This is a genomic window from Nonomuraea sp. NPDC003201, from assembly GCF_053590415.1.
Window position 1 is genome coordinate 25,932 of sequence record NZ_JBSFTC010000065.1, and the last position, 18,775, is coordinate 44,706.

Annotated in this window: 20 protein-coding genes; 10 read left to right on the plus strand and 10 right to left on the minus strand. The window is 68.8% G+C overall.

The features are described 5' to 3' along the window. Nucleotides 1–6: 6 nt before the first annotated feature. Nucleotides 7–339: an ArsR/SmtB family transcription factor gene (locus ACWDX9_RS23535; protein ID WP_449957317.1), complete on the plus strand. Its 333-nt coding sequence runs from the start codon at nt 7–9 to the stop codon at nt 337–339. A 74-nt stretch (nt 340–413) separates the two neighbouring features. After that, on the plus strand, nt 414–800 hold the full coding sequence (locus ACWDX9_RS23540; RefSeq protein WP_449957319.1) for a hypothetical protein: 387 nt from the start codon (nt 414–416) through the stop codon (nt 798–800). 993 nt (nt 801–1,793) lie between these two features. Here ACWDX9_RS23540 and ACWDX9_RS23545 read toward each other — a convergent pair. From ACWDX9_RS23545 to ACWDX9_RS23555, 3 genes are read right to left on the minus strand one after another with little or no spacing between them, the layout of a single operon-like run. Continuing rightward, nucleotides 1,794–3,101, minus strand: coding sequence for an NAD(P)/FAD-dependent oxidoreductase (locus tag ACWDX9_RS23545; RefSeq protein WP_449957321.1), 1,308 nt, complete (start codon nt 3,099–3,101; stop codon nt 1,794–1,796). After that, complete coding sequence (locus tag ACWDX9_RS23550) at nt 3,091–3,945, minus strand: alpha/beta hydrolase (protein WP_449957323.1); 855 nt, start codon at nt 3,943–3,945, stop codon at nt 3,091–3,093. The genes ACWDX9_RS23545 and ACWDX9_RS23550 overlap by 11 nt, the downstream gene beginning before the upstream one ends. Then, nucleotides 3,942–5,171, minus strand: a complete 1,230-nt coding sequence (locus ACWDX9_RS23555; protein ID WP_449957325.1) for an amidohydrolase family protein — start codon at nt 5,169–5,171, stop codon at nt 3,942–3,944. Before ACWDX9_RS23555 ends, ACWDX9_RS23550 begins: the two co-directional genes overlap by 4 nt. 93 nt (nt 5,172–5,264) lie before the next feature. Here ACWDX9_RS23555 and ACWDX9_RS23560 point away from each other — a divergent pair, with 93 nt between their 5' ends. The 4 genes from ACWDX9_RS23560 to ACWDX9_RS23575 all read left to right on the plus strand — a co-directional run bounded on the left by ACWDX9_RS23560 (nt 5,265) and on the right by ACWDX9_RS23575 (nt 7,260). Continuing rightward, nucleotides 5,265–5,918, plus strand: a complete 654-nt coding sequence (locus ACWDX9_RS23560; RefSeq protein WP_449957327.1) for a TetR/AcrR family transcriptional regulator — start codon at nt 5,265–5,267, stop codon at nt 5,916–5,918. An 18-nt stretch (nt 5,919–5,936) separates the two neighbouring features. Then, nucleotides 5,937–6,104 carry a hypothetical protein gene (locus ACWDX9_RS23565; protein WP_449957354.1) on the plus strand — a complete coding sequence of 56 codons (168 nt, stop codon included), beginning with the start codon at nt 5,937–5,939 and terminating at the stop codon, nt 6,102–6,104. A 257-nt stretch (nt 6,105–6,361) separates the two neighbouring features. After that, nucleotides 6,362–6,700 carry a PadR family transcriptional regulator gene (locus ACWDX9_RS23570; RefSeq protein ID WP_449957329.1) on the plus strand — a complete coding sequence of 113 codons (339 nt, stop codon included), beginning with the start codon at nt 6,362–6,364 and terminating at the stop codon, nt 6,698–6,700. Then, complete coding sequence (locus tag ACWDX9_RS23575; RefSeq protein ID WP_449957330.1) at nt 6,682–7,260, plus strand: hypothetical protein; 579 nt, start codon at nt 6,682–6,684, stop codon at nt 7,258–7,260. Before ACWDX9_RS23570 ends, ACWDX9_RS23575 begins: the two co-directional genes overlap by 19 nt. Here the strand turns inward: ACWDX9_RS23575 and ACWDX9_RS23580 are convergent. Further along, the gene (locus ACWDX9_RS23580; protein ID WP_449957332.1) at nt 7,257–7,652 is read right to left on the minus strand and encodes an N-acetyltransferase family protein; all 396 of its coding nucleotides are present in this window, start codon (nt 7,650–7,652) and stop codon (nt 7,257–7,259) included. The genes ACWDX9_RS23575 and ACWDX9_RS23580 overlap by 4 nt on opposite strands. Nucleotides 7,653–7,951: 299 nt before the next feature. Here ACWDX9_RS23580 and ACWDX9_RS23585 point away from each other — a divergent pair, with 299 nt between their 5' ends. Further along, on the plus strand, nt 7,952–9,544 hold the full coding sequence (locus ACWDX9_RS23585) for a phytoene desaturase family protein (RefSeq protein WP_449957334.1): 1,593 nt from the start codon (nt 7,952–7,954) through the stop codon (nt 9,542–9,544). Between the two features lie 491 nt (nt 9,545–10,035). After that, the gene (locus tag ACWDX9_RS23590; protein ID WP_449957336.1) at nt 10,036–10,260 is read left to right on the plus strand and encodes a hypothetical protein; all 225 of its coding nucleotides are present in this window, start codon (nt 10,036–10,038) and stop codon (nt 10,258–10,260) included. Nucleotides 10,261–10,269: 9 nt separating this feature from the next. On the opposite strand, the gene ACWDX9_RS23595 is transcribed toward ACWDX9_RS23590, so the two are convergent. Next, nucleotides 10,270–10,890: a TetR/AcrR family transcriptional regulator gene (locus tag ACWDX9_RS23595; RefSeq protein ID WP_449957338.1), complete on the minus strand. Its 621-nt coding sequence runs from the start codon at nt 10,888–10,890 to the stop codon at nt 10,270–10,272. 79 nt (nt 10,891–10,969) lie between these two features. On the opposite strand from ACWDX9_RS23595, the gene ACWDX9_RS23600 reads away from it, so the two are divergent. Both ACWDX9_RS23600 and ACWDX9_RS23605 read left to right on the plus strand, forming a co-directional pair. Next, complete coding sequence (locus ACWDX9_RS23600; protein WP_449957340.1) at nt 10,970–12,007, plus strand: alpha/beta hydrolase; 1,038 nt, start codon at nt 10,970–10,972, stop codon at nt 12,005–12,007. A gap of 9 nt (nt 12,008–12,016) precedes the next feature. Next, nucleotides 12,017–13,267, plus strand: coding sequence for an MFS transporter (locus tag ACWDX9_RS23605; RefSeq protein ID WP_449957342.1), 1,251 nt, complete (start codon nt 12,017–12,019; stop codon nt 13,265–13,267). A gap of 540 nt (nt 13,268–13,807) precedes the next feature. Here the strand turns inward: ACWDX9_RS23605 and ACWDX9_RS23610 are convergent. From ACWDX9_RS23610 to ACWDX9_RS23630, 5 genes are all read right to left on the minus strand, one after another. Then, nucleotides 13,808–14,593 carry a hypothetical protein gene (locus ACWDX9_RS23610; RefSeq protein ID WP_449957344.1) on the minus strand — a complete coding sequence of 262 codons (786 nt, stop codon included), beginning with the start codon at nt 14,591–14,593 and terminating at the stop codon, nt 13,808–13,810. A 261-nt stretch (nt 14,594–14,854) separates the two neighbouring features. Further along, nucleotides 14,855–16,285, minus strand: a complete 1,431-nt coding sequence (locus ACWDX9_RS23615) for an LVIVD repeat-containing protein (RefSeq protein ID WP_449957346.1) — start codon at nt 16,283–16,285, stop codon at nt 14,855–14,857. Nucleotides 16,286–16,610: 325 nt separating this feature from the next. Continuing rightward, on the minus strand, nt 16,611–16,823 hold the full coding sequence (locus ACWDX9_RS23620) for a LysR substrate-binding domain-containing protein (protein ID WP_449957348.1): 213 nt from the start codon (nt 16,821–16,823) through the stop codon (nt 16,611–16,613). Nucleotides 16,824–17,166: 343 nt separating this feature from the next. Further along, nucleotides 17,167–18,153 carry a sialidase family protein gene (locus tag ACWDX9_RS23625; RefSeq protein ID WP_449957350.1) on the minus strand — a complete coding sequence of 329 codons (987 nt, stop codon included), beginning with the start codon at nt 18,151–18,153 and terminating at the stop codon, nt 17,167–17,169. Beyond that, nucleotides 18,150–18,323: a hypothetical protein gene (locus ACWDX9_RS23630; protein WP_449957351.1), complete on the minus strand. Its 174-nt coding sequence runs from the start codon at nt 18,321–18,323 to the stop codon at nt 18,150–18,152. Before ACWDX9_RS23630 ends, ACWDX9_RS23625 begins: the two co-directional genes overlap by 4 nt. Between the last annotated feature and the right edge of the window lie 452 nt (nt 18,324–18,775).

The following is an 18,775-nucleotide window of genomic DNA, read 5'->3' on the forward strand; positions in this document are numbered from 1 at the left end:
ACACTGATGGATAGCAACGATCGGCTCTCCGCGATCGGGCGCGCGTTGAGCTGCACGGTGCGGCTCGCCGTGTTGCAGACGCTCGCCGAGGGAGAAGCGTCCGTGGGCGAACTGACCGGCCGCATGGGCGTCACCCAGCCGAACATGTCGAACCATCTGGCCGTACTGCGTTCGGCCGGACTGGTGACCTCCCACCGGTTCGGACGCGTCGTCCGCTACCGGCTCGCCTCCCCAGAGGCCGCCAGCCTCGTCACCAGCCTGACCCTGCTCGCCAATACCGACCCCGGCTCCCCATCAGGGCCCTGCGCTCTCGAACGTGCCCTACCGCCAGACGGCTGATCCATAGGCCGGCTTCTACCTTGAGGGGTGTCGAGATCAGAAGGTTTCCCGACACCCATGTGACACTGCTCGCAGTGGCTTACGACGTCGCCACGGCGACCAGCACCCTTGAGGTCGCTGTTCGGATTCGCCAAGAAGCGCTGCCTGATCTTCCGCAACCCGACGACCGGGCTGAAGGGTCGCCGGCGGACTTCGCCCCACTGCCCATGGCTGATGAGGAGATTCGGGCCATCGAGCAGCTGGCCGATAACCTCGCCGGAGGAGTGATCATCGCCCTGGCGGCCGAGAACGCCGCTCGTACCGGAGCCGTCCAAGGCCTGACGCTCGATGACCTCGACCTGGCCAACCGGCGGATCACCTTGGGGGCCGTCGTCAGCGACTGGGCGACCTCAGCCACAGAGCGCTCCGCCACCGTCGCATCACCTGGCCGCACCCTCCAATCCACACGTCCTCATCAGTGACAAGACCGCCCACGGCGCCGGCCCAATCAGCCAGCAATCCGTGACGCTGCGGATGAACCGCACCGGATGCGGCGTCGATCGGATACGCAAGGGACCGCATCCTCCACGAAGCCCTCGCCGCGAAGGCGGAGCCGCGCCGCCTGTCGTGGGTCTTCGGGATCTCCCATAGCACTGCCGCTGGATACTCCGCCGTCGCCGAGCACCTGCTTTCCGACGAACTCGACCAGGCATCCCGGCAGTGATCCCCATGGGAGCGGCGCCTGTGGGGACTCTGACGAACTCTCCGCATTTTCAGCCTCAGTGCTTTCGGCCTGGGGGAGGCTGAGTGCAGAAACTAGCGGTAGCGACCTGCGGCTTTATTCGTCTGTTTGTGGTCTGTAGGGTTCTTCGCCACGACGATATCGGCGCTGGTGCTGGTCTGTTCAGCTCCCGCGCCATCGGCACGCCTGAGGCCAGGGCCGTTGGCGATACCTTCGCCCACGGCCAACGAGGCAGGCAAGCGCTTCGGAACGGCGGTCGCCAGCGCCGGCGTTGACGACGTCATGGCCGGCCTGCCCCGGCTGTCGCGCCCTGCTGGAGCGCCGCTTCAAGGACGGCGATGGCTGTCCGGCGGTCACTGGCAGTGCAATCGCCGTGGCCGCGGGTTGTACCGTGAGGCCGACCTGCTCATCCACGACGAGCCCACCTTTTGAAACAGTCGCTAGGAGCGCATGTGTAAACAAGCGGCAGAATGATCGACCGTGCCTCTTCGCCTGGCTTGTCTCACCGTCACGAACACGTTCGCCGCAGTACGACTGCTGCCCGAGGGCGCTTCTGACCTTGTCGCCGGGCAAGGTCCTGCACCGGCCACGGCTCCTCATCCGACCGGACACCGCCAGGATAAGTGGATCTCCACTGCGGACGGTCCTGGACGCGCCACAACCGACACCGTACGGATTCAGCAGACGAATCCCAGGCGGATGACATTAGTGGACGAGGTGCCAAGAAGGCGCATCAGCCCAGGACTGTGCCCGAGTTCCCGGTGCCGCGGGGACGCTTGCGGGAGAACGCCGAAAGGTCTATGGCCAGGCCGGTGTGCTCGCCGACGAATCGTACCGGCCGTTCGTCGTGATCTACGCCGTTCTCGGTCTGTTCGATGATCGCGGCGAGGAACTTGCCGACGACCGGCGCGTTCTTGAACTGGTTGCCGCTCGTCCCCATGGCGACGTAGAACCCGTCCAGCTCCGTACGGTCGTAAATCGGCGTCCAGTCGTCGGCGACGTCGTAGACTCCCACGACTCCGCGAGCCCGATTCGGTATCTCCAACGCCGGTAGCCGTCGCGCAGCCCTCGTCACCTGGGCCTCGAACACCGCCGTCGTCGGATGCGCGGTGACGGCATCCGGGTCGTCCACCCACTGCAGCGGGTCGCATTCCGGTTCCGTACCACCCACCAGCAGTCCCCCGCCGGCCTCACCGCGCAGGTAGATACCCAGGTCCATGTCCGCGACGCAGATCCCGGCGCGGTTGTCGGCGCCGAAACCCACGGGGGCCGCGACGTGCGCGACCTCCTGCCGTAACGGCCGGCATCCCACGGTGAAGTCGGATCCGACCGAGGCCAGCTCGTTGATGCGGGTCGACCATGGGCCTGCGGCGTTGACCACCACGCCGCAGGGGATCCTGCTCCCGTCCGCGAGTGTCACCGCGGTGACCCGGCCATGAGCCCGCTCGATCCCGCGCACCGACGTATGGAACCGGAACTCGGCACCGTGTGCCCGCGCGGCGGCGGCCAGATTCTGCGCCGCCAGTTGCGGATCGTTCACGAACCCCGCATCAGGTGTGTACACGGCACCCAGCGTGGTTTCGGTCTCGGCCCAGAACTCGTCGTCGTCGATACGTTTCGGTGGCCAGTATCTGCCGACGTCGACACCCAGGATCCGCTCCGACAGGTCCGCACTCGTCCACTCCTCGAACGGGACACCCGCGTTCTGGAACAACGGCAGGTACACCGACCGAGGAGCCACGTCCACGTCCAGCATCGCCATCCCGCACCGTACGTACCGAGCCAACGGCCCGACGTCGCGGCCAAGGTGCTCCGCCCACGACCTCCAGCCGAAGTGCGCCTCCCAGGCGGTGGCGACGCCCGCGGCGGTGGAGAAGTTGAACCGCACCACCGCGCTGGACGCACTCGTGGAGCCGTGGCCGGCGCCCCCCGCCTTGTCGACCACCGTCACATGCCAGCCACGGCGGGCGAGTTCCAAGGCGACCGACGCGCCGATCACCCCCGACCCGATCACCACGACGTCCGTGCGCTTACCGGGCACGGCAGGTCCTGAGATAACTGAGGAACGAGGCCTGCAGCCCAGTCACGTGCGTTTCGTGCATGAGTGCGCTGGTGACGGATCCGCTGCGTGAGGTGAGGCGGTGAAGGAACGTGGCCGCGTTCTTCGCGAGATTCTGGTAGACCGCCACGTCTCCGAGGATCTCTCGGTCGTTGAAGGTCACGTGAAGCTTGGTAGCAGGCAGGGTGTCACCCATTGCTTCAAGACGAGCGAAGACCTGACTGTCTGCATTGACAATGCCGGGGCTGCCCGCGCCGATGCTCTCGAAGAAGGTGCTATTGGTGAGCCAGGCGTAGAGACTGAAGAGTCCGCCGTAGGAATAGCCGAAGAGGCCGTGACCGCTCGGGGCTGTGCCGTAGTCGCTTTCGATCCGCGGGTGTAGGTCGTCGGTAAGGAAGCTCAGGAACATATCCCCGCGGCTGTCGCTCAATTCAGCGAGGTAGGCGTCGGCTTGCTCGCGAGTCATCGCGCCCGCTTCGACCCCCATCTCCACCGCATCGATGTACTCCTTCGCGATGGGTTCGCCGGGGGGCACGAGGTCGCGGTTGCGCAACCGCTCCCAGTGCTCTGCCTCCTCGCCTGCGTAACCCACGCTGACTTGGACGTAGGGCTGAATCGACTGCATGGGGTCCAGTTGCGTGACGATGAGTGGGGCGGTCATGCCCACGGCCCAATTGCCGTCGAGCACGTACACGACAGGCGCTTGCGCCGTGGCAGGGTCGTAACGCGGTGGCGTGGTGACCCAGACGCCGTAGTCGTGCCCACCGCTGGAGCGCATCTCGAAGTAGTCGGTGTAGGCGAGGCAGCCCTGCCACATGGTGCTCATCTGAGGTCCTTTACGATTTGGCCGGCCTGGATCACGAGGACGGCGTTGGTGGGGTCGGAGAACAGTTCTGGGTCTTCGAGCGGGTTGCCGTTCCAAAGAACGAGGTCTGCCTGCGCGCCGGGAGTGATGACACCCACCTGGCCGGACAGGCCGAGGATCTCGGCGTTGGTCTGGGTCGCCGCCACGAGCGCTTCCATCGGCGTCTCGAGGGCTGCGCGGAGGCTGAGTTCTTTGCCGCGACGGTCCTGAGCCGGACCGATGAGATCGGAACCCAGCCCGATCCGCACTCCGGCCTCCTTGGCGGCAGCGAGCGCCTCGGTCATCCGCTCGCGGACACCCAGCACACGATCGCGGACCGACTCGCCGAGGCCGGCTTCCGCGGGGTCGTGCAGCAGTCGCTCGACGACGGCGAACGTGGGCACAAGGGCGACCCCACGCGTGGCCATCAAGGTGGCCGTGGGCTCATCGAGGTCGGTGCCGTGCTCGACACAGCGCGCCCCGGCCTCGACCGCGTTCCGAATGCCCTCATTGTTGTGGGCGTGAACCGTCACGTAAGTGCCCCGTGCCGTGGCTTCCTGCACAGCGACGGCGATCTCCTCCACGGTGAACTGGGTGTCGGTCAGCCGGTCGTGAGCGCTGACCACTCCCCCGGTCACACAGAGCTTCAGGAAGGAGGCTCCGCGGCGGAAGGCCTCACGTACGTTGCCTCGCAGCTCGTCCGCGTTGCCCGACATCATGGACAGGGCACACAGACCCGGAAGGTGATGGCCACTCCACAGCTCGGTGGGTTCCCAGTCGGCTCCGTAGTAGCCGTGCCCACCGATCTGGCACTGCACCGGTCCGCACGACAGGACGCGCGGTCCCCTGACCTTGCCCTTCGCGATCGTGGTGACGACGCCACCGTCGATCCCGCCGGTGTCCCGGACGGTCGTGAAGCCGGCGTCGAGCGCTGCGCCGGCCGTGGCGAAGATGTCCGCCGCGATCTCGGCGGCACTGATCTGGAACGAGAACTGCGGCTGGATCGGGCTCGACAGGCCCAGGTGAACGTGCGCGTCGATCAGGCCGGGCGTCATCGTCAGTCCCCTGGCGTCGAGCCGCTCGCCGGGTTCGTCGCCGGAGGCCCCGAGCTGGGTGATCCGCCCGTCTTCGACGGTGACGTCGACGTCTATGGGGTCGCGCCCCGTCCCGTCGGCGACCGCCGCGCCGACCACCTGCAAACGTCCCACGAGTCGTTCCCTCCGCCGTCGCGAGCTGACTGCGACCATGTACGAAGCAACACGGCGCCACCAGCAATCTTTTCCAATGGATAAACTGTAGGAGTGATCCTGTCAACCACGGAACGCAAAGGCGACGCACGCGAGCGCCTCCTGGCCCGGCTCCTCGACACCTTCGACGAGGCCCTTCCCTCACCGGAGGTGTCGCTCCGCGAGATCGCCGCCCGGACCGAGACCAGCCACGCCCTCCTGCGATACCACTTCGGGTCACTTCCGGGCGTCCTGGCGGCCATGCTCAAGGCACAGCGATCTCGTGACAACGAGGCCCTTTTCGCAGCCGCCCAGCAGGGCACCTTCACCAACCTCGTTGTGGCGATCTACCGGACCTACACCCGCCCGGAGCAGTTGTCGCGTGTCCGCGGCTTCTTCCACGTCGTAGGACTGGCCGCGTACAGGCCGGAGGACTTCCGCGAGTTCATCGACTCGCTCGACGACCTGACCAAAATGCTGGCCTCACTCGCGGAACGCGAAGGGCACGACACCGGGGAAGCGCTGACCATGGCCACTGTCGCCGTTGCCGCGATCCGCGGCCTGCTCTTACAGGAAGTCTTGACTCCAGGAGTCCACTCGGAGGACGCCGTCGACTTGATCCTGCGCATGCTCCCCGGCAACGCGGCCGGTGTTCACTCGGGCGATGGAGTACGCCCGCACCCTCAAGCAGGCCGTCCCGCACCGGCGCGTGATCGTCATGGTGCATGAGATGAAGCGAACTTCGATCTGGGCACCGAAGAGGGCCGGTTCATGTTCGCGGTCCTGGCCGCGGCCGCGGAATACGAACCGGAGCTGCGAGCCGAGCACCAGTCCGAGGGCATGACCGCCACCAAGCGCCGCGAGGCCACCGGTGCCACGCTGTCCGGCAAGAAAAGACCGGCCGGCCGCGCGTGATCGGCTTCGCCGAGCTGGCCACCCTAGGCCGCCTGGTCGGCGACGGTGTCTCGATCGCCGAGGCTGCCCGCACCCTCGCAACGCAGGCCAGACCGACGGGAATGTGGACGGCCAGCGCGGCCAGGAAGACCGGACCAGCGTCAGGGACCGGGATGCCGAGGATGTCCACCACACACCGCCATGCGTTGCATTACTACCTATAGTGACGCTACTCCGACCGTTGCCGCCCGCCAAGGCCCGATATAGCGTTACTACCTATGAGAGCGGAAGCGCTCAAAGGACACCTCGACGGGCTGCTGCTGGCCGCCCTCGAAGACGGCCCGCGCCACGGCTACGCCGTCAAAGAGGCTCTGCGGGAAGCCACCGAAGGCCGCATCGACCTACCCACCGGCACGATCTATCCGGCACTGCACCGACTGGAGCGCGCCGGGCTCATCGCCGGCAGCTGGTCGGTCGTCGGCGGGCGCCGCCGCCGCACCTACGAACTCACCACCGCCGGCCGCACCGCACTCAGCAGGGAACGCACCGGCTGGCAGGAGTTCGCCACCGCGATCACCGCAGCGCTGGGGACACGGCCATGGCCGGCCACGAGCTGATCGCCGCACAGCTCGACATCCTGGCCGCTCGCTTGCCCGCCGAAGCGGTCGAGGAACTGGCCGACGGGCTGTACGAGGCCTACGAGGATCAGCAACGCCGCCACGGCGATCCCGACGTCGCCGCCCGGGCGGCCATCGCCGAGTTCGGCGACGCCGAGACAATCATGACCGCGTTCGGCCGCGCCTCGCCCTGGCGGCGCACCGCCCTGACGCTGCTCGTCACCCGCCCGATCATGGCCGCCATCTGGGCCGCGACGCTCATCGCGGGCCAGGCGTGGACCTGGCCCGTGCACACACCGATCAAAGTCCTGTACGGCGTCGCGCTGCTGACCGTCGCCGGCCTGCTCATCGCCGCGGCCCTGTACCCACGCGCCTACCACCGGACGCGCGTGATCGTGATCGCGGGCGCGCTGGGATTGATCCTGCTGGACGGCCTGATGGTGACCGGAGCGCTGCGCTTCTCGACCGGCCCGGTGTGGCCTCTGGCCGCGGCCATACCCGCGAGCGTGATCCGCGTCCTCGCCGTTGTGCGCGGCCTTCCCGCCATGCCGGCGGCTTAGAAAGCCGGGCTGCGGCCTTCGATGAAGACCACGTCGCGCCAGACGCCGTGGTGGCATCCGATGCGTTCGCGTACTCCCACCTTCCGGAAGCCAAGCGCCTGGTGTAGTGCGTGGCTGGCGGCGTTCTCGGGAAAGACCCCGGATTGGATGGTCCACACGCCCGCGTCCTCGGCGGCTGCGACGAACGCCTCCAGCAGGGAACGGCCGATCCCTTGCGCCTGGCAGCCAGGGTGGACGTAGATGCTGTGCTCGACCACGCCGGCGTAGACGGGCCTGGCCGAAACCCGGGAGGCCGCCACCCAGCCGGCCAACTGGCCCGTCTCGGTATCGACGGCGACATAGCGCAGTTGCTCAAGCCTGGCGGCGTTGAAGCCTTCCCAGCTCGGCGCCACGGTCTCGAAGCCGGCACGCTCGAACGCGATCCGGGTCGGCTACGTCCGACCCTCCTGTCACCCCCTGCCCTCGGAGCCGGCCCGCCTGTCGCCCCGCCTGCCTCCTTCGTCGGCTCGCCCGGCACAGCCCCTGCCGCCCGTCCGCGTCCGCCTGCCAGGCCGGCAGCCGCCCGCCAGGCCGCCACGCGCTCGCCCACCGGCGCTCAAAGCCGCGGCGCGAATCACGAACAAGGAGATCTCTTTGCCGGCGATGGCGTAGATGTACCAAGACGAGGAGTTATGAAACGGAGGAGCGACTGATGGACGAAGTGGACGCCGTCGTCGTCGGTGCAGGGATCAACGGTCTCGTCGCCGCGGCCGAACTGGCCAAGGCGGGCTGGACGGTCGCCCTGGTCGAAGGTAACCAGGACATAGGCGGTTTCATCGCCACTGAGGAACGCACCCTCCCCGGCTACCTGCACGACACCTACTCCTCCTGGCACCCGCTCTTCGTGTCGGGCGGCGCGTACGCGAGCCTCGGCGAGCTGCTGCACCGGCACGGCCTTGAATACCGCAACACCGACGGCTGGGTTACGGCCAGCGTGGCCGACGACGGCCGGGTCACGCTGGCCCACCGGGACCCCGTGCGGACGGCCGAAGGGTTCGCGTACCAGGCCGACCGGGACGCCTACCTGGACTGCCTGAATCGGCTCGGCGGGGCCATGAAGCCGATCGGCGGGCTGCTCGGCGCTGAACTCCGTTCCCCCGCCCTGCTCCGGCATGCGGCGGGCCTGATGCGCTCGGGCGGCCGTACCGGGCTGGAGGGATGGCTGCGCTCGGTGGCCACCAGCGGCCGGGCGTGGGCCCGCGAGCGGTTCCGCGGGGACGAGGTCGACCACCTCTACGCCCCGTGGCTGCTGCACGCCGGGCTCTCACCCGACCACGCCTCTGGCGGCTTCATGCTGCCGCTCTTCGCCGCGACCCTGCACGGGTTCGGGCTGCCGGTGGTCGCCGGAGGTGCCGGGCGGTTCCTCGACGCCTTCCGGTCGCTGTTCGACGCCCTCGGCGTCCAGGTGGAGACCGGCACGATGGTCGATCGCGTGATCGTCGACGGCGGTCGTGCCACCGGGGTAGCGGCAGGCGACCGCGTCATCCGCGCTCGGCGTGCCGTGCTCGCCTCCGTGACCCCGAGCGCGCTGTACGGCGGCCTCCTCCCCGAAGGATCGGTGAACCCCAGACTCCGCGAGGAGGCCACCCGCTTCAGGTACGGCCGGGCGGCCATGCAGATCCACGTCGCGCTGTCCGGGCCGCTCGGCTGGCGGGACGAGCGGCTTGGCCGGATACCGCTCGTCCACCTGGCCGACGGCTCGGGCAGCACCGGCATCGCATGCGCGGAGGCCGAGGCGGGCCTGCTGCCAGGGCGGCCCACGGTGGTCGTCGGCCAGCAGTACGTTCTCGACCCCGGCCGGGTGCCCGAGGGCGCCGCGGCGCTCTGGCTGCAGCTCCAGGAGGTGCCTTTCGCGCCACGTGGGGACGCGGCCGGCGAGCTGGACAGCTCCGGGGGCTGGACCTCCGAGCTGGCCGGGGGCTACGCCGACCGGGTGCTCGACCGCATCGCCCGGCACGCCCCCGACCTGCGTGACAAGGTGCTCGCCCGGGACGTCATCACCCCCGTCCAGCTCGCCGCCGGCAATCCCAACGCGGTCAGCGGCGACCCGTACGGCGGCGCGAGCGAGCTCGACCAGAGCTACCTGTGGCGCCCCCTGCCCTCCTCGGGACGGCATGCGACCGGCGTCGGCGGGCTCTGGCACATCGGGGCCTCCACCCATCCCGGCGCCGGCCTGGGCGGTGGGTCGGGCCACATGGTGGCCACGGCTTTGACCCGGCGACGCCGGTTCACCTCCCGCCAATGACCCGGCCACGTACGGTCAGTTGTTCCACACGGCGGCGACCTGGGACGCGACCTCCTGGCCGTGCCGGCCGCACCACCCCCGAACTCCAGGCCAAGTACCGCCGCCAAGACCTGGGCAGCCTCGGCCGCTACGTCCGCCTCGGCGAGGAAACCTCCGCCCGCAGCGCCGCCCAACACGACCCCGCAGCACGACGACGGCGACGCAGCGGCCGGCCCAGACCAGCCCTCACGCCGATTTCGGCCCTGATGAGCATCGCGAACTCGGCCGAACACCCACGGCATGGCCTTCGACGCAACGTGCCTTCGAGGCCGGTCCACGTGCCTTACGTGCCTGACAAGACCATCGCGCTCTGACCTGGGAGAACAGGCCAACAACCCAAGATAACGATTGACGCCGCAGGCAAGCCGCACAAGGCCGCCACCGAGGGCTCCATCGCCCTGTCCTCAGCGACCGGCCCGATCGGGCACGTCCTCGCCGAGTACCCCAAGGACATGAAGCTGGCCAGCAAGTCCGTGGCCGCGATCGCCGATCAGGTGCTGCCCGCCCTCACGGAGGCCATGCTCCTGCTCAAGAAGCAGGACACGGCGGAGGCCGGCAACTTCCGCGGCACCGTCCTGGTCGCGGTCGACGCGGCCGCCCGCACCCACCAGGGCCAGCCCGGCCCTACCGTCGCGGACATGAAGCGCAAGATCACCGCTGCGCTCGACGCCGCCTGACGCCTCCCGTCACGGGGTCCCCTCTCCGGGACCCCGTGACGCCAGGTAACCGACCAGCAGCGCGCTCATGCCCTCGACCAGCGCCCGCCGATCCGCCTGCGGCTCCGGCCGCGCCATCCGGGCCAGGGCGAAACCGTCGGCCAGAGCGACGAAGGCTCGTGCCGCCTCCTCCGGCCGCTCGACTCCCTCGGCCGCGAGAGAACGGCGGGCGACCTCCTCGAACGAGGCGAGCACGCCGTGCACGACCTGCTCCAATTCCGAACGCCTGGAGGCGTCGAGGTAGGCCTCGAACTGGGCGACGACCTCCGAACGCGGAATCGCCAGCAGCACGTCGGCGTAGCGCTCGACGACCTCCCGCCGGCTGAGCGGCTCGTTGACCAGCCGCTCGACGAGGGCGTTCATGCGAGCCACCGAGCGTTCCACGACCCCCTGCAGCGCCTCGGTGATCATCTCTTCCAGGGAGCCGAAGAAGTAGCTGGTGGTCGAGAGCGGAACGCCCGCGCGGGAAGCGATCGCCCGGTGGGTGGCGCCGCCGATGCCCCGCTCGGCGACGATCTCGACCGTGGCCCGAAGGAGCGCTTCGCGCCGGGCCAGGCCGCTGGCGCGGTGCGTGGCAGGTCGGTTAGCCATGATCAGCATTCTAATCAAGTCTGGACAATCGTCCGACCTCACCCTACTTTGGACAAACGTCCGAAGAATGGTGATCGGCATGAAAGACGTCCTCATCGAGCGGGCCGCGACCGCCCTGTTCAGGCTGGCCGGGGCGCTGCCCGTCGGGCTCCAGCGACTGGCGGCGGGCAAGCCCGTTCAGATCGACAACCAGCACCTCCATCCGGAGACACAGCTGATCCTGCGACTGCTCGACAAGCTGAGCGGACCGACCTTCGACAAGCTCCCGCTGGCCCAGGGCCGCGCGCAGACCGACGCGGAGGCGGGGATCTTCGGTGGACCCCCCATCCCCATGGCGGAGGTCCGGGAGCTGGTGCTCGACGGCCAGGTTCCCACCCGGTTCTACCGGCCGTACGGCCTGACGGCCCCCGCTCCCCTGCTGGTCTACTTCCACGGCGGTGGGTTCGTCGTGGGCAGCACCGACAGCTGCGACTCCGTCTGCCGATTCCTCGCCCAGCACAGCGAGGTGGCCGTGCTCTCGGTGAACTACCGGCTTGCCCCTGAGCACAAGTTTCCCGCGGCGATCGAGGACGGCGTCGCCGCCTTCCGCCACGCCGTGAAACACGCGGGCGAGCTGGGCGCGGACCCGTCGAGGATCTCGGTCTCCGGCGACAGCGCGGGCGGCAACCTCGCGGCGGTGGTCTCCCAGGTCACCGTCGCGGAAGGCGGCCCCGCGCCCGCCTTCCAGCTGCTGTTCTTCCCGTGGACCGACATGTCCGCCAAGCACCGCTCCTACACCCTGTTCCCCGAGGGCTTCTTCCTGACCGAGGCCCAGATGGACTGGTATCGCACCCACTACCTGCCGGACGAGCACGCCGCACTGGACCCCCGGGCCTCGCCGCTCCTGGCAGAGGATCTGACCGGGCTGCCCCCCGCCTACGTCGCCGTGGCCGGATTCGACGTGCTGCGCGACGAGGGCATCCGGTACGCGGAACGCCTGCGGGAAGCGGGTGTCCCCACCGCGCTGCGCGTTCACAGGGGACTCATCCACGCGTTCGTCAACGCCACCGGTGTCGGGCGAGCCGCCAGTGCCGCCATGTTCGAAGCCGCAGGAGCCCTCCGCGTCGGGCTGTCCTAGGAGACCGCGATGACCCTCACCTCAGCACGCTCAGCCCTGGACGAACCGCAGCAGCCGGCCACCGGCCGGTGGATCAGCTACTGGACGATGTCGATCTTCGGCGCCTTCCTGGCTTACTACGCCAGCCAGCAGATCCTCCTCCCCCGTCACGCCAACGCCATCGCGGGCGGCGACAGCGCCCTCGCCGTCTCCATCACCAGCTACGCGGGGATGGCCGCCTCCCTCGTGGCGATCATCGTCTCGGTCCTGGTCGGCGTCCTCTCCGACCGGACGCTGCACAGCCGCGGCAGGCGGCAGATCTGGGTGATTTCCGGCGCGATCCTCGCCGGTGGCGCCTACTTCGTCCAGGGCATGCAGACCACCATGCTGGGCCTGGTCATCGCCTGGTCGGTCTTCCAGATCGGCTACAACTGCCTGCTCACCTCGTTGCTGGCGGCGGTTCCCGACGAGGTCCCCGTCAACCAGCGCGCCACGGTCTCCGGCATGCAGGCGGTCGCGCAGGCCGTGGGCCCGCTGGCCGGGATCGCGATGGTCGGCGTGCTGCTGACCGGCATTTTCAACGCGTACGCCGGGTTGGGCATCGCGGTCATCCTGCTCGCCATCCCGTTCGCCCTGCGCACCCGCGGGGTGAGGCTGACGGCCGCCGAACGGCCGCCGCTGAACCCGCGCGAACTGCTGTCAGGGCTGGTCTCGCCCTTCAAACACCGCGACTTCGCCTGGGCGTTCGGACAGCGCTTCATGATCCAGCTCTCCAACGCCTTCGGGTTGCTGTTCATGTACCAGTACCTCAAAGACGCCGTCCGGGTGGACCCCGACACCACCACGCTGGTCGTCACCTTCATCTACACCGTCGCGGTGTGCGCGGTGGCCGTACCCGCGGGGCGCATCTCCGACAGGACCCTCAAGCGCAAGCGGATGGTCTTCCTCGCCTCCTTCTGCGTGGGCGTGGCCGGCGTCTCGATGGCCTTCTGGTACACGCTGCCCTCCACGATCGTCGGCGCGGTCCTGCTCGGCGTCGGTATCGGCTGCTACCAGGCGGTGGACCAGGCCCTGGTCACCCAGGTGCTGCCCAAGGCCGAGCACCGGGGCAAGGACCTGGGCGTCATCCAGATCGCCAACGTCCTGCCGTACGTCTTCGGCTCGGCGCTGGCGGGCGTACTGATCAACTCGCTGGGCGGCTTCACCACCCTCTACCTGGCGATGGTGGTGACCGGGGTGGCGTCCGCGTTCCTCGTGATGCCGATCAAGTCGGTGCGCTGAGTTTCAGCTCGATCGGCGGCGTGGGCGTCTGGTGTCCACGTTCGCGGTCATGGCCTGTGCATCGAGGACGGACGGGTTCTGCTCGCTCATCACGTAGGACCGAAGGGCGAGCGGCTCCCCGCGGCCGACCGCTTGCCCGGCCTGTCCGAGCACCAGAATGTCGGCATCTTCTACCGGGTATGTATCACCGGTGGCCAACTCCGGCCTGAGCCGAGCGGCGAAACCGCCGAGTCGGTCTGGACCCCGATAACTCAAGACCCTGCTGGCTAACTCGGGTTCAGGTGGTGAGAGCGTGGTCGAGGCGGGCGAGGTGGCTGGTTCGGGTGCGATCGAGAGGGTGGCCGTTCCACCAGGCGGGCGGTGGCTGCGATGACGTGTTCGAGGTGGACTTTGCGGAGTCCGCGGTAACGGGCTCGGCGTATGCCGGTGATGGCGACGGCTTGCCGGATGGTGCCTTCGACTCCGGCGCGGATCTTGATGATGCCGGCGCTCGCGAGTAGCCCGTCTCCGTCAGCGATCGCCGGGACGGCACGGCCCGGCTCATCGCCCGCCATCCGCACCGGCCATGAGCGGCGTCCGGGCGGTGGGCAGGACGACCTGGCCGGTCACGAACTCGCTCCACAGGCCGAAGGTCAGCGTGTCGCCCGGCTCGGCCACAGTCTCGGCGAAGCCGGTCGTACGGCCCTGGTACTGGCGGGTGGCGCCGAAGGAGAGCTGGAACCGCGTGGTCCCGGGGCGCTCCTGCGGCGGCACGGACGTGGGCGGCAGGATCTCGTCCAGCACCCACCGGTAGTCCTTGCGGTACGGGTCCGAGACCCGCTCCAAGGTCTGCTCCAGGATCACCCCGGAGGTGGGCAGTACCACCAGCACCCCGGGTAGCGGCCCCACCCGCGTGTTGAAGGCCAGCACCTCCTGCGACTGCCCGTCCGCGGACTCCCCGAGCCCGCCGCCGATCCGCGACCCCGCCGGGCACGCCTGCGCCCCCTGCTTCTCGATCACGGTACGTGCGCAAGTGGGAAAGGCACCGGGATTGAAGCTCACCGACCGGTCGAACAGAAACACGAACCGCCGCGCCCCGGCGGGAACCTTCCCCGTCTCGGCCCGGCTGCGCCGGTCGAAGGCGATCGTCACGCTCCGGCCGGCCCCGCGGGTCGCCGTCACCGACAGCGAATCGATGTTCTTGGTGCCCTCGACGTCGGGCTCGTAGGGACGCTGCGGCCCGCCGGGGGCGGGATCGGGCGGGACGGCGCTCGCGGCCGCGGGCGATGTGAGCACGGACAGGCACGCGACCACGGTCGCCGCGGTCAGAACGGTCTTCAGCTTCATGACACTCCAAGAAGTGGATCAACAAGGTGCGGGTCAACACACAATCAACGAACACCGAAAAGCCATGTAAAGGCCGGCGTAGATGCCTAAGGGGTGACGTGCTCGAAGCAGCCGGTCCGCTCGCAGTAGCGGTGCGGAACCCGGGTCATCCGGGCGTGGTCCACCGGCGCACCGAGAGCGGGCGCTTCGGCATCGGCACCTCGGCCATCTGGGCGCGGCACACCTCGAACCGTCCGCCCGTCGCTTCCTCGACCTGCTCCGTCAGTCCCTGCCGCGACCGATGTAGCGCAGGACGTAGATGCCCTGGTTCTTGTCGGAGACGTAGATGTAGCCGCGGGTATCCACCACGACGTCCTCCGTCTGGGCCACCAACTCCCCCTCGGGCATCGGGCCGTACCTGCGGACGGGGTCCGGGGGTACGAAGTAGCCGACCTCGCGCGGCAGGCGGGTGTTGGAGACGTCATAGATCCGCAGCCCCGCGTTGAAGTGCGCGACGTAGAAGAGGTCGCCTTGTTTCTGCACGTCCGGGTGGTGCTGGTGGTGGTTGATGTTGTGCGGCCCGCTCCAGCCGCCCCTACCGGAGAAGTCGGCGTACGGCGCTCCGGGTGGAGGTTCGGGTGTCGGCAGCAGGGACAGCAGCCAGGGGTTGGCCGGGTCGGAGATGTCCACGATGGAGGCGTGCGGGGCGGCGCCCTTGCCGTAAGAGACGTCCTCGGAGTTTGCGAAGGCGATCTTCCTGTCCGGGATCGGGAGCACGCCGTGCACGCCGAAGCGGGAGTGGAAGGGCGGACTGAAGTTCAGGCCGCCGACCGGCTTGGGTTCGGTCACGTCAGAGATGTCCAGCACGACCAGCCCGGCCGCGCCGTAGGGCAGGTAGGCCAGGTTGCCGGTGACGTACGGAGGACCGTGCAGCGACACGTCCGCGCCGTTCGCGCAGCAGAAGCCGTGCGTGTGCGGCAGCTCGGCGGCGGGCGTCCCCTTCTCGCCGTCCCGCTGCACTGGCACCCACCACCGACCCACCTCCCTGGGCCGGGACGGGCTCCCGATGTCGACGATGGTGTAGATGTTGCCGCGGAATCCCTTCGCGCCCGCCGCCACGTGCACGTAGCGTCCACCCGGATAGAGGTTGCGGTGCGTCCCGGTGCCGCCGGTCGTGTAATGGCCGAGCCGTCGCGGGCGTACGGGGTCCTTGATGTCCCAGATGTAGATCCCTTCCTCGAAAGACGCCCCGGGATCGCCGCCGAAATTGGGGAAGATCTGCTCCAGCGCGGTCACCATGATGTCGCCGTGCAGATCGACCTGGAGCGTCCAGGTGTCCTTCGGCCCCGGCACGAACGCCACCACCTCCGGCCGCCGCGGATCGGTGACGTCCACGACGCTCCAGCCCGAGTGCCAGAAGTGACCGGTGTACAGGTACCACCGATCGCCCACGCGACGGATCGCGAGCTTGAAGGCCGGCCGATGATCCATGTCGGTGTAGCCGACAACCTGCACGTTGTGGGCGAACTGGCCACGCGGACCGGCGACGACCGCACCGGCCCCGGAGTCCGCGCCCGCCTGGGCCACCCCCGTTCCTGCCCGGGCCGGTGTCGCTCCCGTCTGGGTCACCACCAGGGCGGAGGAGGCCGCTGTCATTGAGGCGCGCAACGCCTGGCGCCGCGACACGCCGGAATCCGTTCGCTCGACTCCCATGTCACTCCTCAGATTGGCGATCAAGATCACGGTCGTGGTCAGCCAATCAACCCGTCCGTAAAAGCGAGCGAAAGATCATCTATCGGGAAACGTTCGCCCCCGGCCCTCAGGCCGGACCGCGCTCGCCGGCCTGGCTGTGGACGGTGGGTCGGAAAGCGCCACAGGGGCTGCGAGCCACGGAAACGCCTGCGGGCACGCCGAAGTGACATGTCGCTGGGCGTGGGTGTTGTGCCTGGTCACGCGTCTGCGGCGGGCATGACATCGACGGTCTTCTTCGGGATCGGAATGTCGAGTTTCGAAAGCCGGGGGTTCCCTCTGCAAGCCCTTAGGCAGGGGCTGGGGGTGGAGGGAACCGGGCCCGGACGTTATGGACGATCGGGTTGAGGTCGCCGGTGCGCCAGGTCAGGTCCAGGGTCACCACGCGGGTCGGTGGTGACAGCGGCCGGAAAACGACGTCGCCGCGGCGGAGGCGGGCCACCGACTCCGGCACGATCGACACCCCGAGCCCCGCCGCGACCAGCCCCACAATGGTCTGCATCTCCCACGGCCTCCTGCACGATCCGGGGCTCGAACCCGGCTGCCCTGTGAGATAGGTCAGGCGAAGGAGCACGGCCGATCATCATGCCGCACGCGTTCGCCTTTCCTGGTGGCTGGAGCTCGCGTCGCCAAGCGAAGCCATCGCAGAGTTATGACCTGGGCGGATGTGGTTATCGGCAGGCGCAATGCCCGAGCCCACACCACGCTCGAGCCGCATAGCCACAGGTCAACCACCATGACCAACTTCTCGCACCCAACAGGCCCGGTGATCGGCTACGGCGGCGGCTGCCTGCCCAACCTGCTCGTGATGATCCACGGCGGCGCCACCTACGGCAGCGGCATCCTCAGCGCAGGCCGATGGCGCTCTCCCAGAACCAGTTCCAGCGGATCTCGTCGCGGAAGCGGATCACGCCCGCCTCGTACAGGACGCCGATCGCGCCGTTGCCGATGAGCACCATGTCCGAGTAGCCGCCGTGGTCGTTGTCGATGCGCAGGCCCGCGTTGTTGACGTTGCCGTCCCAGTTTTGCCAGGTCGCGCCCTCGTCGAAGGAGGAGCGGACGTTCATCCCCACCGGGTTGTTGCCGGCGGTCTTGGGGGTGGCGGGCGCGGACAGCAGGATGCGGCTGTAGGGGCCGCCGTCCCAGCGCTGGCGCAGCAGCGCGGGGTGGGTCGGCGGGGCGATGATGCTGGAGTTGACGCGGAAGTCGCCGGCGAAGGTCAGGCCCCCGTCCGTGCTCACCGCCTGGGCCATGCCGTGGACGGAGGTCGGGTCGTCGACCTGGCCGTTGCGAGCGATCACGAGGACGCTGCCATCGGTCCGCTCCACCAAGGTCTGCTCGCCGAGTTCCAGCACGGACTGGTCGTAGGTGGCGGTCGCGCCGGTCTTCCAGGTCGTGCCGTGGTCGTCGCTGTAGATGAGCCGTACGCTCTGCCGGGTGCCGACGGTGAAGTACACGGGCACCAGCAATCGTCCCGCATGAGCGCCCCGGGTCAGCTCGATCCCGTGCCCGGGACCGGTGGCGAACCAGTCGCCGGCCCCCGCCGGGGCCTTGATGACGTTCGACAGGTCCTTCGGATCCGACCAGTGCGCCCCATCATCGGTGCTGACCTGGACCTTCGGGGTGCGCGGGAGGTGCTGGTCCGTGGTGGGCTCGGATGTGGTGAACAGGAACACGGGTCCGGTGGAGTCCGCGACGACCGTCGCATTCCCCTGGAGGGCCGCTCCCGTGGTGCTGCGCAGGACCGTGGTGCTGTCGTCCCATTCGCGGCCGTGGTCGGTGGAGCGCCGCATGACGACGTCGAACGGGCCGTGGTCGTTGCAGTTTCTCATGATGCGCTTCTCGGCGAAGCGAGCAGCACGTTGTTCTTGGTCTTCACCACGGCGGGGAGCCGGAAACAGGTCCTCGTCTCCCCGCTCCCGTATGACGCCCACAAGACCTGCTTGTGGAAGTCGTACGTCGGGGTCTGCGCGGCGGCGGCGGGGGAGGCGGTGACCGCCATCACCATCAGTGCCGCGGCCGTGGCGTTTAATGTTCGGAACAGACGCATGAATTCCTCTTAGAACGGTAGAGGGGGCACGGCACGGGTCCGTTGACGGAAAGTCAGCAGATTGCCTGGCAACGCGTGTGCTGCGCTCCTGAGGGGTCTGTGGTGCGAGATCGCGGCCAGTATCCCTCGTCGCCGCGGGGGAGGTGTCACCCGGGAGTCCACACTTCCTTGACGCAGCGTCCACAGTGCCGGGGGCGTCCGGCCGGTTGGGACGGCGCGGGAGTGGAAAGCACACGGCTGTACGCCACGTCACGCATCGTCACGGAAACAGGTGGGCCGATGCTCGCACCCGAACCGACGCCTCGGCCGGGCGGCCATGAGGCTCGCCGACGCCCACGTCCTGGTCACCGGGGCCTCCTCGGGCATCGGGGCGGCCACCGCGCGGGCGCCGGCGGGCACCGGCG